Origin of the sequence: Burkholderia sp. AU45274 (genome assembly GCF_030482505.1) — a bacterium.
Lineage (GTDB): Bacteria > Pseudomonadota > Gammaproteobacteria > Burkholderiales > Burkholderiaceae > Burkholderia.
The window spans coordinates 189,692-204,747 of sequence record NZ_JAUJQE010000009.1 but is presented as its reverse complement, the minus strand read 5'-3'; the positions used below and the strand labels follow the sequence as shown (position 1 = coordinate 204,747).

Here is a 15,056-nt window from a genome sequence, read left to right as displayed (position 1 = left end):
GTCAGCGCGCCCCCGCGAGCACGTACGACGCATCGGGCTCGCGCAGCGTCGCCAATGCACCGACGAAACGCCACGTATCGAGATCGAGCTCGCGCACGTAGTCGTCCTGGAACGACACGTACGCGACGCGCCGCGACGGATGAAACGACAGCGCGGTCGGGTTCGCGGGCAGCGCGATGCGTTCGATCTCCTCGAGCTGCCGCGCATCGAACACGGAGATCGACTGCTCGCCCGAATTGGTCAGCAGCAGCAGGTCGCGGCCGTCGGGCGCGCTCGTGCGGTAGATGCGGTTCGGATCGCTGCGCGTCTTCACGCGGCGGCCGCAGGTCATCGTGTCGGTGTCGATCTCGACCAGCGTGTCGTCGCCGCGATTCGCGACGAACAGCGTGCGTTCGTCGCTCGACAGCGCATTGCCTTCGGGGCGCGGGCCGGGCATCACCGCGCGCGGCGCGACCGTCGCGTCGCGCGGATGGAATTGCGTGACCGTATTCGACAGCAGATGCACGCCGTACGCGCGGCTCGCATCGCGCGTGAGCGTGACGAGGTGCGTCTTCACGCCGCCGGACGGCACGGCCATGTTCGGCACGGGCTGTCGGGTCGGCTCGTCGAACACGAGCAGCATGTCGTGCGCCTCGCTCATCGCGTACAGCCGGCCGTCGCGGTCGCTCGCCATCCCGTGCGGCCGGTAGTACGGCCACAGGTCGAGCATGCGCGTATGCGTGCGTTCGACGAGATCGATCTCGGCGATCCGGTGATCGCCGTCATGGCCGCGTGACCACGCGGTCTCGATCCCGAAGATGCCGACGTAAGCAAAACGCTCGTTCACGTCGACGGTGAACTCGTGCGGGAAGTTCGGCAGCACGACGTGCTTGAGCGCGGTCTTGGTGTCGAGGTCGTAGAAGCTGAAGGTGTGGGCGCATTTCTGCACCAGCAACAGGATGTCGTTCATGGTGGGGTCTCCGTCGATTCGTCAGCAAGCCTGCGTATTCGTGTATCCGGTGTCAGTCCTCGCAGCGTTTCGGCAGCGTCAGCGCGAGCAGGCCGGCCACCGCGAGCGTGATCGCGAGGCTGTACACGCCGGCCGCCGCGCTCACGTGCTGGGTCAGCACGCCGACCGCATACGGGCCGCAGAAGCCGCCGAGATTGCCGAGCGCGTTGATCAGGCCGCGCGCGCTGCCGGCCGTCTCGACGCTGCAAAGCTTCGGCGGAATCGCCCAGAACACGCCGGCGGCCGCCTGCAGGAAGAAGCCGCAGCCGATCAGGAACGCGAACGACACGGCCATCGACGCATGCGTGAGCACCGACAGCGCCAGGCACGCGGCGAAGCCGACGAGCGGCAGCAGCACGAACAGGCGGCGCTTGCCGGTTCGGTCAGACAAATACGACGTGACGAACATGCCGATCACCATCGCGACATACGGGAGCATCGCGAGCAGGCCGATCTTGCCCATCCCGGTATGCGTGAGGTTTTTCAGCAGGGTGGGCAACCACATCGTATAGCCGTAGATGCCGACCTGATAGCAGAAGTTGATGGCGATCAGCAGCCAGATCGTCGGGTTGCGCAGCAGCTCGCCGAACGACGCGGCCGCCGGCGTGCCGGCCGCGCGCTTGCGTTCCTGTTCTTCGCGCAGCGCGTCGAGGATGTAGGCCTTCTCGCGCGGCGACACCCAGCGCGCGGTCTCCGGGCCGTCGTCGGCGAACATCAGCCACACGACGAGGCACAGCAGCGACAGCGCGCCCGCACTGAAGAACAGGTGATGCCAGTCGTACGCGGCGAGGATGAAGCCGGACAGCGGCGCGGTGATCATGCCGGCGAGCGGCACGAACATGATGACCATCGCATTCGCGCGGCCGCGCTCGCGGTCGGGAAACCAGTGGCTGACCATCGTCAGCACGACCGGCAGCATCCCGCCCTCGGCCACGCCGAGCAGGAAGCGCAGCGTCAGCAGTTGCCAGGTATGCGTGACGAGCCCGGTCAGCACCGACAGCACGGCCCAGCTCACGAGCGACCATGCGATGAAGGTCTTGCCGCTGCCGAGCGCCGCGCGCCGGCCGCCGGGAATCTGCAGGAACAGGTAGCCGAAGAAGAAGATGCCGCCGGCGAGGCCGGCCATCGTCGCGTCCATGCCGAGATCGGCGTTCATCCCGCCGGGCATCGCGAACGCGATGTTCACGCGGTCCATGTACGAAATGATGCAGGCGAGCAGCAGCGGCGGGATCACGCGCAGCCAGCGGCGGCGCGGGATGGCTTCGCCGGCTTCGTAGGCCGGGGTGGCCGGGTTCAACAGGGTCATGGTGTCTCCAATCTTGGTGATGGCGGCGGCGGTCTTCTGATGGACCGATGTCACGCCGTGACGCGCCGGTGCGCAACGCCTTGCGGCGTTGCACGGGTGAACCGATGCCGGGTGCCTCGCGCCTAGCGCCCCCAGCGCAGCACGAGCGGATCGAGCCGCCGCGCCGCGTCGAGCAAGCCGGCGCGCACCTGCGGATGCAGCTCGGGCCACGGTGCGCGCGGCGCGTCGCACGCGATCACGCCGCCTTCGCGCATCAGCGCCTTCGCGGTCAGGAATCCCGAATGACGGTTCTCGTAGTTGATCAGCGGCAGCCAGCGCGCGTACTGTTCGACCGCTTCGTCGCGACGGCCGGCGAGATACGCGTCGGTGATCCGGCGAATCCCGTCCGGATAGCCGCCGCCCGTCATCGCGCCGGTCGCGCCGGCATCGAGATCGGCGAGCAGCGTGATGCCTTCCTCGCCGTCCCACGGCCCCTCGATCGCATCGCCGCCGAGCGCGATCAGTTCGCGCAGCTTCGACGCGGCGCCGGCCGTCTCGATCTTGAAGTACGACACCGCGTCGATCTCGCGGGCGAGCGACGCGAGGAGCGGCGCGGACAGCGCGACGCCGCTCGCGGGCGCATCCTGGATCATCAGCGGAATGTCGAGGCCGTCGGCGGCTTCGCGGAAGAACGCGCGCACCTGCGCCTCCGGCACGCGGAACGTCGCGCCGTGATACGGCGGCATCACCATCACCATCGCCGCGCCGAGTGCTTGAGCGCGCCGGTTACGTTCCGCGCAGATCCGCGCGCTGAAGTGCGACGTCGTGACGATCACCGGCACGCGACCTGCGACGTGCTCGAGCGTGGCGCGCGTGATCAGGTCGCGTTCGTCGTCGCCGAGCGCGAATTGCTCGGAGTAGTTCGCGTGGATGCAGAGGCCCTGCGAGCCGGCATCGATCATGAATTCGAGGCAGCGGCGCTGGCCGTCGAGATCGAGCGCGCCGGTCGCGTCGAAGATCGTCGGCACAACCGGAAAGACGCCCTGGTAGCGTGCGTGCATGGCGGGCCTCACTCGACGATGTCGAACTGGTCGAGGAATTCGGTCTTCAGCGTGAGGCCGAGGCCCGGCACGTCGTCGCGCAGTTGCACGAAGCCGTTCTCGGCCACCGGCTCGCCGTCGAAGATGTAATAGAACAGCTCGTTGCCGACCTCGACGTCGAACATCGGGAAGTACTCGCTCATCGGCGACGCGAGCGTGCTCATCGTCAGGTGATAGTTGTGCATCTGGCCCGCATGCGGAATCACCGGCACGCTGTACGCCTCGCACAGCGCGTTGATCTTGTGCGCCATCGTGATCCCGCCGACGCGGTTCGTGTCGTACTGGACGACCGACACGGCCTTGCGATCGAGCAACTGCTTGAAGCCGTACAGCGAGAACTCGTGCTCGCCGCCGGAGATCGGGATGCGCGTGAGCTGGTTCAGCTCCGCGTAGCCGTCGATGTCGTCGGCGATCACCGGTTCCTCCAGCCAGCGCGGCTGGTATTTCTCGAGCTTGGGCAGGATGCGTTTCGCGTATTCGAGGTTCCAGCCCATGTAGCACTCGAGCATCAGGTCGTTGTCGTAGCCGATCACCTCGCGGATCGCCGCGACCGACTTCAGGTTCTCGGTCACGCCCTGCTGCCCGTGCGCGGGCCCGTAGCCGAAGCGCATCTTGAACGCGCGGAAGCCTTCCTTCAGGTAGCGCTGCGCTTCGTCCTGCATCTCCTTCAGGTCGGTGCGGTAGAGCTTCGAGTAGTAGCAGGGGATCTTTTCCTTGGTGCGGCCGCCGAGCAGCTTGAACACGGGCTTGCCGACGCTCTTGCCGAGGATGTCCCAGATCGCGATGTCGACCGCCGAGATCGCGGCCATGCCGATGCCCTTGCGGCCCCATGCGTGGGTCGCGCGGTACATCCGCTGGTTCAGGTATTCGTAGTCCCACGGGTCCTGGCCGATCACGAGCGGCGCGAGGTACTGGTCGATGATCACCTTCGCGACGTGCGGCGCGAGCGCGACGTTGCCGAGGCCGACGATGCCGTCGTCGGTCTCGACTTCGACGACCGTCCATGAATGGAAGCGGAACGTGCTCATCGTTTCCTGCGGCGCGTACAGCAGGTCCATCGCGTTCGAGCAGAAGTTGCCCTGGGGCGGCACGGTCTTGCCTTTCCACTGGAAGACGCGGGCGCGCACGGAACGGATCTTCATCGGGTGTCTCCGGAGTTCGGTGTGATGTTGTCGTGTTGAGAAGCGGTCGGCCGGCGGGGCGGTCGGGTCAGGCGGAAATGGGCTGTGCGCGGCGCGCGGCGCCCATCCGGCACGCGATCTGCAGCGCTTGCCAGGTGGCGCCGACGTCGGCCGTGCCGCGGCCCGCGATGTCGTAGGCGGTGCCGTGCGCGGGCGTCGTGATCGGCACGGGCAGCCCGCCCTGCACCGTTACGCCGCGCGAGAAGCCGAGCAGCTTGATCGCGATCTGCCCCTGGTCGTGGTACATCGTGACGATCGCCTGGTAGTCGCCGGCCTGCGCCTTCAGGAAGATCGTGTCGGCGGGGAACGGGCCGTGGAACGGCGCGTCGGTTGGCCAGTCGCGCGACTGCAGCTGGCGCACCGCCGGCTCGATGATGTCGACTTCCTCGCGGCCGCAGCTGCCGCCGTCGCCGCCGTGCGGGTTGAACGCGGCGATCGCCACCTTCGGCGCGGCGACGCCGTTGGCGAGCAGCGACCGGTAGATCAGTTCGGATGCCTGTTCAATCCGCTCGATGCTCAGGTAGCCCGGCGCATCCTTCAGCGGAATGTGCGACGAGATGCGCGCGGTCCACAGCTCGCCGAGCGTGTTGAATTCGCAGAAGTAGCCGGTCACGCCGAGCGCTTCGGCGAAGTGGTGCAGTTCGTCCTCGTGCTTCAGCCCGCCGAGCTTCATCGCGTACTTGTTCAGCGGCGCGAAGCAGATCGCGTCGATCTCGCCCGCGAGCGCGGCGTCAAGGCACAGGTCGAGCACGGTCAGCGTCGAGCGCCCGCCGGCCGCGCCGGGCTGCCCGACCGTGACGTCGGCCGGATCGATCGTGTCGAGGGCGACGAACGCGGCGCGTTCGGTCGACGGCCGGCCGCGCGCGGCGGCGAGTGATTCGACGGGTTCGACGTCGACCGTCACGCCCGCGACGCGCTGGCCGGCTTCCCACAGCCAGCGATCGCCGATCAGCACGAGATTCGCGCGGGAAGTGGCGTCGGGGCGGGCGAGCAGTTTCGCGATCAGTTCGGCGCCGATGCCGGCGGGGTCGCCGAGCGTCAGCGCGACGACGGGCAGGGCGGCGGCGGGCGAGGGGGTGTTCATGCGGTGTCTCCGGTGGCGGCGCTTGGCCGTTTGTCTATCGGGTTCATGCTAGGTAGACGGAATGAGTCGGTAAATTGAAAACTCTTGATGAATCGATAACCTGGAGTAATCAAAGATGGGCTCGATCGACCGACGAGACTCGACGCCGCAGCTGCTGAACCGGCTGCGCATGCGGCAGATCGCGCTGCTGCTGGCCGTGGACGAATGCTCGACGCTGCGCGCGGCGGCCGACCAGATGGGCCTCACGCAGCCGGCCGCGACGAAGATGCTGGCCGAGCTGGAGAGCGCACTCGGCCAGCGGCTGTTCGATCGCGTCGGGCGCGGGCTCGTGCTGAATCCGGCCGGCGAGCGCGTGCTCGGCTATTTCCGCGGAATCCGCGGCAGTGTCGAGGCGTTGAACCGCGAGCTCGGCGAACTGCAGCTCGGCAGCGCGGGGCGGCTCGCGATCGGCAGCATCATGGCGGCGTCGCCGGGACGGCTCACCGAGGCGCTGGTGCAGTTGAAGGCGCGTTACCCGCTGCTGGCGATCGACATCGCGGTGGATACGAGCGACCGGTTGATGCCGCAGCTGCGCGAAGGTGTGCTGGAAGTGGTGATCGGGCGCCACGTCGGGACCGATTGCGATTTCCGCGTGGTGGACGACGAGGCGCTCGCGATCATCGCGGGCCGCGACCATCCGCTCGCGGGGGCGGGGCCGGTGGCGTTCGACGCGCTGCTCGATTACACGTGGATCCTGCAGCCGGCCGGCAGCCCGGCGCGCGAGGTCGTCGAGCGCGAGTTCAACGCGCGGCACCAGCCGATGCCGCGTGGGCTGGTCGAAACGGGGTCGATCCTGACGACGATGAACCTCGTCGACCGTTCGACGATGCTTGGCGTGATTCCGCTGACGGTGGCGCAGCGCAATGCGGAGCACGGGCTCGTCGCGATCATCGATTACACGCTCGAACAGAAGCTGCCGTCGTACGGCAGCCTTGTGCGGCGCGACCGGCCGCTGAGCATTCCCGCGCAGCAGTTTCTTGCGCTGTTTCACCGCGAAGGAGCCGGAGATGATGGCGGCGAGTAACGGCGCGGTTTGCCAGCCAAGGCGGCCGAGCCAGCCGCGCCGGCCGAGGTGGCCGAATCAGCCGCGTTGGCCGAATCAGCCCAGCCGGCCGAACCAGCCGAGCAGGCCGAGTCAACCTGGCCAGCCGCGCTACCCCGGCCAGCCGAGCCAGCCGAGCCAGCCGGATCAGCCGGATCAGCCGGATCAGCCGGATCAGCCGGATCAGCCGAACCAGCCGAACCAGCCGAACCAGCCGAACCAGCCGAACCAGCCGAACCAGCCGAACCAGCCGGATCAGCGGAGCTAACCGAGCCAACCAAGCCAACCAAGCTAACCAAGCTAACCAAGCTAACCAAGCTAACCAAGCCAACCGCGCAAGCCGAGTCGGTCATGCACCACCATCGCGGAACGCAACGAAGCGTGATTGCGATGCCGGCGAGACGGCCGACGCAGGCGAAACCGCGACGACCCGCCTCAGTGCACCGACGGCGCCGCAGGCGCGTCAGCGAGCGCCGACCTCGATTCCGCCAACGAGCGATCCGGGCGAATCCGCAGCGCGGCGACGATGCCGATCAGCAGCATCGCGACCGAGCCGATGAACGGCACGGTCCAGCTCCCCGTGCGATCGACGAGATAGCCGAACAGGATCGGCGACAGGATCCCCGAGATCGCGGAGCCCGCGTTCATCATCCCGCTCGCGATGCCGGCGTGGGTCGGCGCGATGTCGCTCGGCACGGCCCAGATCGGCCCGATCGTCAGTTCGAGGCACAGGAACGACCCCGACAGGCACAGCGCGACGCCGGCCGTCGAATGCACGACCGCGAGCGGCAGCAGGCACACGAGCGCGCCGACGAAGCTCGCGACGATCACGCTCTGGCGCGACAGCGCGAGGTTGCCGGTCTTCCGGTAGATCCGGTCGCACAGCCAGCCGCCGAGCGTGTCGCCCACCACGCCCGCGAAGAACACGCCGGACGCGAACAGCGCGGTCGACTTCAGGTTCAGGCCCTGGCCGTTCAGGAAGAACGTCGGCAGCCACGTGAAGAACAGCCACGCGGTCCAGCCGTAGCAGAAGTAGACGAAGATGGTCGGCGCCATCCGGCGGAACAGCGGCCCCCACGGCGTCGGGCCAGCGGGCGGCGCAGGGCGGGCGGTGCGCGTGCGGCCGGTGCCGGCTTCGTCGCCGAGCGGATGTTCGCGGAAGCCGACGATCCACCACGCGAGCCACACCAGCGTGACCGCGCCGATCACGAAGAACGCCGCGCGCCACGACAGCCAGGTCATCAGCGCGGCGACGATCGGCGGCGTGACCGCGTTGCCGAGCCGCGAGAACGAATGCGTGAAACCCTGCACGACGCCGCGCCGCTCGCGCGGGAACCAGTGGGTGATCGCACGGGCCTGGGCGGGCAGCGTCGCGCCTTCGCCGATGCCGAGCAGCAGGCGCGCGGCGAACAGCAGCCCGAGGCTGTGCACGAGCCCGGTGGCGAAGGTCGACACGACCCAGATCAGCCCGCAGCCGATCAGCGTGATGCGGGCGCCGAACCGGTCGGCGATCCAGCCGCCGCCGATCTGGCAGATTGCATACGAATACGCGAACGCGGAGAATGCGACGCCGAGTTCGGTATTCGACAGGCCGAGGTCGGCCTTGATCGCGCCGGCCGCGGTCGCGAGGTTGACGCGGTCGACGTAGAGGATGAAAGAAAGCGCGCACAGCAGCCACAGCGTGTGGCGCCGTTGACGGTGGTCGTTAGGCATGTGTCTCACTCCATTCTCGTGCGCGGCGTGACAATGACGCCGCGTTCACTGGCCGGGCCAGCATCGCGCGGCGGCGGAGACACTGTCTAATGAATCTTTGGGATCAATCGATAACCCCAGGTATTCATTCCCGTTTCAGCGGCATCAGCCGCATCATCTGCATCAGCCGAACCCGACGCAACGGAGCACCACAGGTGAAGAATTGACCGACGACGAAGAACTTTCACTCCGCCGCGAGAGCCGCTTCTGGGACCTGCCGCCGGTGAAATGGTGGATCCGCGGGCACGGCCGCGACGGCTATTCGTTCCGTCTGCTGCTGTGGCCGCCGGTGATCGTGTTCGTGCTCGAATTCGTCTGCATGCTGTTCGACGCGCTGTACACCGCCATCGGCATCAGCGCCGTCGCGACGCTGTTCCTCGGCTTCGCCGGGTACTACGGCGCGCAGCGCGAATGGCTGGTGCCCGCCGCGACCACGCGTGCGCTCGTGAAGGCGCGCATGAAGAAGGCGTCCGAGCGGTTCTCGTCGCTCGGCGTGGGCGCGACCGTGCTCGCGATCTTCGTCGCGGCGACCTCGCTGTCACTCGTGCTGTCGGGGCAGCCGGTGCTGGACACCGCCTGGAAGGACGCGGTGTCGATCTTCATCGCGCTGGTGTTCCTGCCGGTGTACGTGTCCGGCGCGGTGCGCAAGCTGGCGATCGCGCGCATCGAGGAACTGGAGGCGCTGCGCAACGCGACCCTCGGCACCCGCCTGACATTCGACCGGGCCGGTGCGGTGCGCGCGGTCGTCGTGCAGGGCGCGGCGGGGAAAGGAACGGTGTCCGTGCGGGAGTACACGGTGCTCGGGTTCAACCCGCCGCTCGAACAGGTCGGGCGCGAACCGGGCGGGTGATGGTTTAACGACGTAAAGGCGTGCGGCGTCTCGATGCAGAAGCAAGAGAAAGCCGCCTACACTATTGCATTTAAAGCGATTTCTCGATGTCGATTTAGACGCTTGGACATAAACTTGGACATGGATTCATGTCATCGCCAGATGCAGCCGCTCCCATACGCCGGCGTCCCGCCAATCTCGTAGACGTCGCCAGCCCGTCATACCACTGCCAAAGCCCAACTCCTGAGGGAGGTCTTCCCAAGGAATACCGGTCTGCAGTCCATACAGGATGCCGTTCAGCGCTGCTCGATCATCGATCGTGCGCCGCCGTCCACCCTTGGGAGGTGGCGTGAACTTCGGAATCAACGGTTCCAGCGTCGCCCACAACTCGCTACTGATTTTGCGTGTCGCCATGCCGCGACGATATGACGTTCGCAGTCTCATGTCCAGGTTGTGTTAGCGACTCTAAAATGGCAGTCGCGCCTTGAGTTTTTCGATTAAAGTCGGTGGCATGGTGATCGTATAGTCCGCTTGCTTATCATCATCTTGGTAGGTAATGCTGTTTGGTCCGATGGTCAGAGGTTCATGACCCGGCTGCCCATCCCAAAAGACCTTGTAATTCCTTTTGACCTGAACTTGACCTTGTGCATCGAGCACGGTCAATTGAACGGAATCCATGTTATCGCCGAGGAAGTGGCTATTATTAACCCCGCTTCCACAGATGTTGATAGTATATTTTTCCCCTTGAAATTCTTTGATGCCACCATTCAGTTGCTGATTGTAGTTGTGCTTTGTGCAGTTGTAGCTGTCGCTTCCCATAAAGAAGTTTGCCCCAAAAATAACAATGGCGAGCCAAAAAATGATGATTGGCAGCATCTTGAGAAGTTCATGGGGGAACGATTTTTCCGTCTTATAAATGCGGTATGCTCTGTATCCAAAAAACAGTGCAATCAAAAAGAGAATTGTAACGCCGATCTCTTTGATGAAGTAAAGAGAGGCGATGACGAGTCCATTGTGCATGCTGTTTGGTAAAAGCCAATCGATGGCTAAGTATGCAATAATCAGCGCAGCAATTGATCCGGCGATCAGAAAGACATTTTTCACTGACCGATAGAAATACTGTCGTACGGACGGCATATGGTTCCCAGTTTGATGGTGATGGGTTTCGTGAGCTTGAACAGTTGAGGCTTACTGTAAATCATAAAATCTTCGCCTCTATTATGCTTCGAGCGCCACTCATTATAGGTTCGGTTGTAAACGGGCCAGTATACGTTTTTCTTTACCAGTTTCCCAAAAAATCCACGGCGTGTATCAACTGGTTTATCGGTCTCTTTCTTGACTGAGAGGTAGTCCCAGTCAATTTCATCCTCTTCAATTTTATCACCGCTTATCCTAATTTTTAGCTCGGGCTTAACTTGACCGAGTAAATCATTGGCTGCTTCTAAATATGAGGTAATCATGCCTGCTTTATTCCAATGACCGAGGTATTGACTCTTTGATGGGTCGTCGTCATTGAATGAGTAGTTATCCTTTATGTAGATGTAAATATGGGTAAGCTTCGCCACTGAATCAATGCAGTATTCGTGGGATTGCTTTTCATATTTGAAGAATTTTTCATTCGTGACTTCAACCCTACCAATGGCAGCGTAGATGAGGAAGTTTCCCAGCGTGGCTGATAGATCGGTTAGGGTGGTTCCGCTAAGGGTGTCAAAGGTAGTGATCTTCTTCCTTTGAATTTGCCAATTTATATGAAACTGCCTGATGTCAGTTCCAATGGTTATGTCGAAGCTGAGGTTTGGACTTTGGCTTGCTGTTTCAGTGAACGCGGTAGTGACGTGCTGAAGAATTTTCTTTTTGATGAGGGCAAGTGCTTTTTCAGAATAAATGTCTTTTGAAAATAACTCATTTAATCTGCTTTTTACCTTGCCATACTTCAACGCCCAGTTAAGCGTGATGCTGATGTCATCTAAAGGCTGTTCGGAGTCAGGTTTGTCGTTGTAGATATGACTGGGACCGGCAAACCATCTTCTGGCAAGTTTGGCCGCCATGAACCAACCCATTTTTTCCATACCAACAGGGACATCCTGCAAGTCAAACTCAGGAATCTTGTCATGATCCTCAGCATCAGCAGCCTCTTTGGGAGGTGCAGGAGGCTTGGGAGATGCTTTGGGTTGTGCCGCAAGCAGCTTCTTGAACGCAGCCTCAGCCTCGACCTGTTCAGGGGTGGGCTTAGGTGGCGGTGGTGGGGGGGCTTCACCTGGCGCAAGCCGAGCGTATGAGATGCATTGAGGCGTGTTGATAGGCACACATCCTTGCGAACCAACATGAGCTTTCCACGTCGCCGTAGCAAAGGGAAGCACCGCAGGACTGATTTCGTAGTAAGGCAGTCTTTTGACATTTGCCATATTCTTGGCTGTATATTTTGGGGAAATAATCCACCATTCAAATGGTGAAAAATCTCGGGCTGAGCGCAGTCTAGCATCTATCTATACGGCGCGGATTGTCTCGTCGGAACATGGCTCAAGAGCGGGTAACGACCTTCGAGGAAGTATTTCTTCCCCTTCTCCTCTGTCTTGGTTGCTTGTTCAATATTGGTCGTCAATTTGATTTTCCTCTTGTAGTTTTTTTGTTGTATTTCAAAAATCTCTCCAATAAATAACAGCCTGCTGTGTGATTTTATATGGCATATCCGGAATTGGATTGCTGTCCAGATCGTGCAAGATGAATTGTTCGTCGTATCCCGAACCGCTTACAAAGGCGGTATGGGCAATTGCCGGGCTAGCAGGAGCAGCGCGTGCAATGAGCTTCGCGCCGCAAGTTGTAGGTGGTCTTCTGTAGCCACTGGTAACTCATTGTCGGTGAAGCTTGCCACTCCTTGAGCGACCTTGAAAATGTGGGGCGAACATTCTGGGCATGTGACAATGTCGCCGATTCGCACAGTGGGAATGTCATTCCAAGTATGGAAAGGATTTCAGGAGATGGTGACCCCTCCATGGGGCGTAAGATCTCCAACTACGATCTGAGATTTTCCGTTTATGTTTGCGCGCATGTTCATCGATGAATCTCCAATTATTGAGAAAAATCTCCGCCGTAGCCACTAGCCAGATTTCTGAGTGCAAGTCGTTTTGGCGAGTATTGCGGATTTAGGTTGTCACATTTGATGGGCGCTTGAATATGGGGTGCGTATGAAAAAATACGGGATTCGCCAGTTTTTCGTACGAATATCGTTTTTTGTTGATCGTTATTTTCTGCATGCTGGTTTCGACATGAGTGCGCTGACGTTTGATTGCATCCGAACATCAGTTTTCCTATCGGCCCATATTGAGTCGAACTAGCGGCGCGACATCGTAGTGTTCTTGCGGTCGCGCCGCTGAATCTCCTTGAAGTATCGTTCGGCAAACTGATTCAATGTGGTGCTTTCCGGGCCGGCGACCTTGGCGCGCTGTTTTTTCTGTGCGGACGACTCGCCAACTGTTGCCATTTGCGATGCGCCATCGCGCATGAGTCTTGAGGGCTTGAGCGTAAGCGCTGGGTACTTGTCCAGCGTGAGCTTCTCGTATTTGCCGGTCAGTCTGTAGCGGTAGCGCTAGACCATGCCGCCTGTTGGAAATATCGCCAGCTACAGGTCGCGAACTTGATATGCGAGAAACCTAGGATTCGTGCGGGTATCAAGGGTATTTGCGTTCCTTGATGGAACTCGATGGATGTCAGGTCATTTACTAGGCCGGGAAGCGCGCGTGTTCCGCCGTCGGCGCGAGATTCTCGGGCCACTGTACTTCGAACCGCGTGCCGCCCGCGCCGGTCGGCACGCAGACGGCTTCGCCGTAGTGCGCATGGGCGATCGCCGCGACGACGGCGAGCCCGAGGCCGCTGCCGCCGGGCTGCGACTCGTCGATGCGCCGAAACGCCTTGAACACGTGCGGCGCGAAATCGGCCGGGATGCCGGGGCCGTCGTCCTCGACGCGCAGCCGGCACATCCCATCTTCGATGCGCGTCTGGATCCGGATCGCGCCGGGCACCGCGTGGCGGCGTGCGTTTTCCAGCAGCGCGAGCAGCGCCTGACGAATCCGCACCGGGTCGCAGCGCATGCGCCGCGGGTCGAGATCGAGCACCGGATGCTGGCCGGCGGCCTGCAGCGCATGGGCGAACACGTCGACCACGGCGCGCACGTCGGCGGCAAGGTCGGCGTCGCGGATCTCGATGCTCAAGTGGCCGCCATCCGCGAGGCTGACCACGCGCAGATCCTCGATCAGCCGCGTCAGCCCTTCGACCTGCGTGAGCAGGCTGCGGAACTGCGCTTCGTCGGGCTTGAACACGCCTTCGGCGAGCCCCTGCAGGCGCCCGCGCAGCACCGTGACGGGCGTGCGCAGCTCGTGCGCGATCGCGGCATTCCAGATCGCCTGTTCGTTGGTCACGCGCTTCAGCTCGTCGGCGAGCGCGTTGAAGTGGTCGGCGAGCAGCGCGGCTTCATGCAGCGAGCGGTCGCCTGCCACGGCACGCGCGTCGAGATCGCCGCGCGCGACGCGGCGAATGCTGTCCGTGACCGAATTGAGCGGCACGAGGATGCGGCGCGCGAGATTGACGGCGACTGCGACCGACAGCGCGAGGCCGACCGACGTAGTCGCGATCAGCCACAGCCATTCCGGTGCGGTCGGCAGCCAGTTCTTCGTGTTGAAATGCGCGGGCCAGTAATTGAACGCGACGTAGTAGAAGAGGATGGCGGTGAGCACCATCAGCAGCGTCACGCCGAACACCATCCCGGCCATCGTCAGCGCGATCTGCCGGCTCAGGCCGTCGAGCTTCACGTCAACTCCAGAGCTTGTAGCCGACGCCGCGCACGCTGACGGGTACGCCCTGCACGCCGAGGTCGTCCAGCTTCTTGCGCAGCTTGCTGACGTGGCTGTCCACCGTGCGCTCCAGCGCGTCGCCTTCCGGCAGGCAGGTGGCCATCAGCTCGGCGCGGCTGAACACACGCCGCGGCGCGCGCGCGAGCTGCGCGAGCAGCTTGAACTCGGTGAGCGTCAGCACGAGCGTGTGCCGTTCGCCGCCCACTTCGAGCGTGGCTTCATGGCGTTCGAGATCGATCTCGAACGGCGCGACCCGCAGCACGCGCTGCTCTTCCTGGCGGGCGCCGGCCATCGAACGGCGCAGCACCGCCTGCGCACGCGCGACGACTTCGGCGGGATTGAACGGCTTCACCACGTAGTCGTCGGCGCCGATGCGCAGGCCAGTGAGCTTGTCGATGTCCTGGTCGAGCGCGGTCAGCATGATCACGGGCGTGTCGCCGCGATGACGGATTTCGGCGAGCACCTTCCAGCCGTCGACGTGCGGCATCTGCACGTCGAGCAGCACGAGGTCGGGCTTGAGCTGCAGGTGCAGTTCCAGCGCGCGGCGGCCGTCGGCCGCGTGCACGGTGCGCAGGCCGCCGCGCGCGAGATAGGCGGTCAGGATCTCGGCGATCTCGGGTTCGTCTTCGGCGATCAGGACGAGCGCCTGGGCGTCCTGGCCGGCGCTGGAAGGGGGCGGGAGATCAGGCAGGGCCATTCGTGTGAGTCCATCGGGGTTTCCATCGAGTCGCCATACTACCGCATGGGAAACGCCGTCGAGCAGAGGTCGGGCGGTGGTCATCGCGTGTCGAGCGCGATCGGCAGCGGCGGGCGCGGAGGCTGCGTGCAAGCGGGCTGCGGTGTGTTCCGGAAGCGTAACGCGTAAGGAACGCCGTTCGCCCTAAAATCGGCTCTCCTGTCTCCAGCGGC

Annotated in this window: 14 protein-coding genes and 1 pseudogene; 2 read left to right on the top strand and 13 right to left on the bottom strand. The window is 63.1% G+C overall.

The features are described from left to right. Position 1: 1 nt before the first annotated feature. From QZM35_RS28490 to QZM35_RS28470, 5 genes are all read right to left on the bottom strand, one after another. Positions 2-949: a YncE family protein gene (locus QZM35_RS28490; RefSeq protein WP_089431954.1), complete on the bottom strand. Its 948-nt coding sequence runs from the start codon at positions 947-949 to the stop codon at positions 2-4. A gap of 52 nt (positions 950-1,001) precedes the next feature. Continuing rightward, positions 1,002-2,294, bottom strand: a complete 1,293-nt coding sequence (locus QZM35_RS28485) for an MFS transporter (protein WP_039344369.1) — start codon at positions 2,292-2,294, stop codon at positions 1,002-1,004. A 122-nt stretch (positions 2,295-2,416) separates the two neighbouring features. Further along, positions 2,417-3,334 (bottom strand): dihydrodipicolinate synthase family protein, encoded by a 918-nt coding sequence (locus QZM35_RS28480; protein WP_301777285.1) that lies wholly within the window; start codon positions 3,332-3,334, stop codon positions 2,417-2,419. An 8-nt stretch (positions 3,335-3,342) separates the two neighbouring features. Then, positions 3,343-4,515 carry an L-rhamnonate dehydratase gene (locus QZM35_RS28475; protein WP_089443636.1) on the bottom strand — a complete coding sequence of 391 codons (1,173 nt, stop codon included), beginning with the start codon at positions 4,513-4,515 and terminating at the stop codon, positions 3,343-3,345. A 67-nt stretch (positions 4,516-4,582) separates the two neighbouring features. Further along, positions 4,583-5,638: a 4-hydroxythreonine-4-phosphate dehydrogenase PdxA gene (locus QZM35_RS28470; RefSeq protein ID WP_301777284.1), complete on the bottom strand. Its 1,056-nt coding sequence runs from the start codon at positions 5,636-5,638 to the stop codon at positions 4,583-4,585. A 115-nt stretch (positions 5,639-5,753) separates the two neighbouring features. On the opposite strand from QZM35_RS28470, the gene QZM35_RS28465 reads away from it, so the two are divergent. After that, entirely contained in the window at positions 5,754-6,701 is a 948-nt protein-coding gene (locus tag QZM35_RS28465; protein ID WP_089428624.1) for a LysR family transcriptional regulator, read from the top strand. Between the two features lie 453 nt (positions 6,702-7,154). Here the strand turns inward: QZM35_RS28465 and QZM35_RS28460 are convergent, their stop codons facing one another. Further along, complete coding sequence (locus QZM35_RS28460; protein ID WP_301777283.1) at positions 7,155-8,432, bottom strand: MFS transporter; 1,278 nt, start codon at positions 8,430-8,432, stop codon at positions 7,155-7,157. Positions 8,433-8,634: 202 nt separating this feature from the next. Between QZM35_RS28460 and QZM35_RS28455 the strand changes: the two genes are divergently transcribed. Further along, entirely contained in the window at positions 8,635-9,321 is a 687-nt protein-coding gene (locus QZM35_RS28455) for a hypothetical protein (RefSeq protein WP_089428621.1), read from the top strand. A gap of 141 nt (positions 9,322-9,462) precedes the next feature. Here QZM35_RS28455 and QZM35_RS28450 read toward each other — a convergent pair. From QZM35_RS28450 to QZM35_RS28420, 7 genes and pseudogenes are all read right to left on the bottom strand, one after another. Then, positions 9,463-9,714, bottom strand: a pseudogene (locus QZM35_RS28450) (transposase); the annotation flags it as partial. A 51-nt stretch (positions 9,715-9,765) separates the two neighbouring features. Beyond that, complete coding sequence (locus QZM35_RS28445) at positions 9,766-10,404, bottom strand: hypothetical protein (RefSeq protein WP_256976832.1); 639 nt, start codon at positions 10,402-10,404, stop codon at positions 9,766-9,768. Further along, a complete protein-coding gene (locus QZM35_RS28440) occupies positions 10,401-11,705 on the bottom strand; it encodes a DUF6402 family protein (protein WP_089428619.1) in 1,305 nt (434 codons plus the stop codon). The genes QZM35_RS28445 and QZM35_RS28440 overlap by 4 nt, the downstream gene beginning before the upstream one ends. Positions 11,706-12,049: 344 nt before the next feature. Then, on the bottom strand, positions 12,050-12,238 hold the full coding sequence (locus QZM35_RS28435; protein ID WP_254600297.1) for a hypothetical protein: 189 nt from the start codon (positions 12,236-12,238) through the stop codon (positions 12,050-12,052). A 393-nt stretch (positions 12,239-12,631) separates the two neighbouring features. After that, entirely contained in the window at positions 12,632-12,781 is a 150-nt protein-coding gene (locus tag QZM35_RS28430) for a hypothetical protein (RefSeq protein ID WP_174975508.1), read from the bottom strand. A gap of 238 nt (positions 12,782-13,019) precedes the next feature. Then, a complete protein-coding gene (locus tag QZM35_RS28425; protein WP_089428618.1) occupies positions 13,020-14,105 on the bottom strand; it encodes an ATP-binding protein in 1,086 nt (361 codons plus the stop codon). 1 nt (position 14,106) lies between these two features. Then, complete coding sequence (locus tag QZM35_RS28420) at positions 14,107-14,844, bottom strand: response regulator (RefSeq protein ID WP_301777282.1); 738 nt, start codon at positions 14,842-14,844, stop codon at positions 14,107-14,109. Between the last annotated feature and the right edge of the window lie 212 nt (positions 14,845-15,056).

What these genes read in the sequence shown, in the direction of transcription:
- QZM35_RS28475 (WP_089443636.1), bottom strand. Translation starts at nt 4,515, where the DNA reads ATGAAGATCCGTTCCGTGCGCGCCCGCGTCTTCCAGTGGAAAGGCAAG.
- QZM35_RS28490 (WP_089431954.1), bottom strand. Translation starts at nt 949, where the DNA reads ATGAACGACATCCTGTTGCTGGTGCAGAAATGCGCCCACACCTTCAGC.
- QZM35_RS28465 (WP_089428624.1), top strand. Translation starts at nt 5,754, where the DNA reads ATGGGCTCGATCGACCGACGAGACTCGACGCCGCAGCTGCTGAACCGG.
- QZM35_RS28470 (WP_301777284.1), bottom strand. Translation starts at nt 5,638, where the DNA reads ATGAACACCCCCTCGCCCGCCGCCGCCCTGCCCGTCGTCGCGCTGACG.
- QZM35_RS28485 (WP_039344369.1), bottom strand. Translation starts at nt 2,294, where the DNA reads ATGACCCTGTTGAACCCGGCCACCCCGGCCTACGAAGCCGGCGAAGCC.
- QZM35_RS28420 (WP_301777282.1), bottom strand. Translation starts at nt 14,844, where the DNA reads ATGGCCCTGCCTGATCTCCCGCCCCCTTCCAGCGCCGGCCAGGACGCC.
- QZM35_RS28430 (WP_174975508.1), bottom strand. Translation starts at nt 12,781, where the DNA reads ATGGCAACAGTTGGCGAGTCGTCCGCACAGAAAAAACAGCGCGCCAAG.
- QZM35_RS28440 (WP_089428619.1), bottom strand. Translation starts at nt 11,705, where the DNA reads ATGGCAAATGTCAAAAGACTGCCTTACTACGAAATCAGTCCTGCGGTG.
- QZM35_RS28480 (WP_301777285.1), bottom strand. Translation starts at nt 3,334, where the DNA reads ATGCACGCACGCTACCAGGGCGTCTTTCCGGTTGTGCCGACGATCTTC.
- QZM35_RS28460 (WP_301777283.1), bottom strand. Translation starts at nt 8,432, where the DNA reads ATGCCTAACGACCACCGTCAACGGCGCCACACGCTGTGGCTGCTGTGC.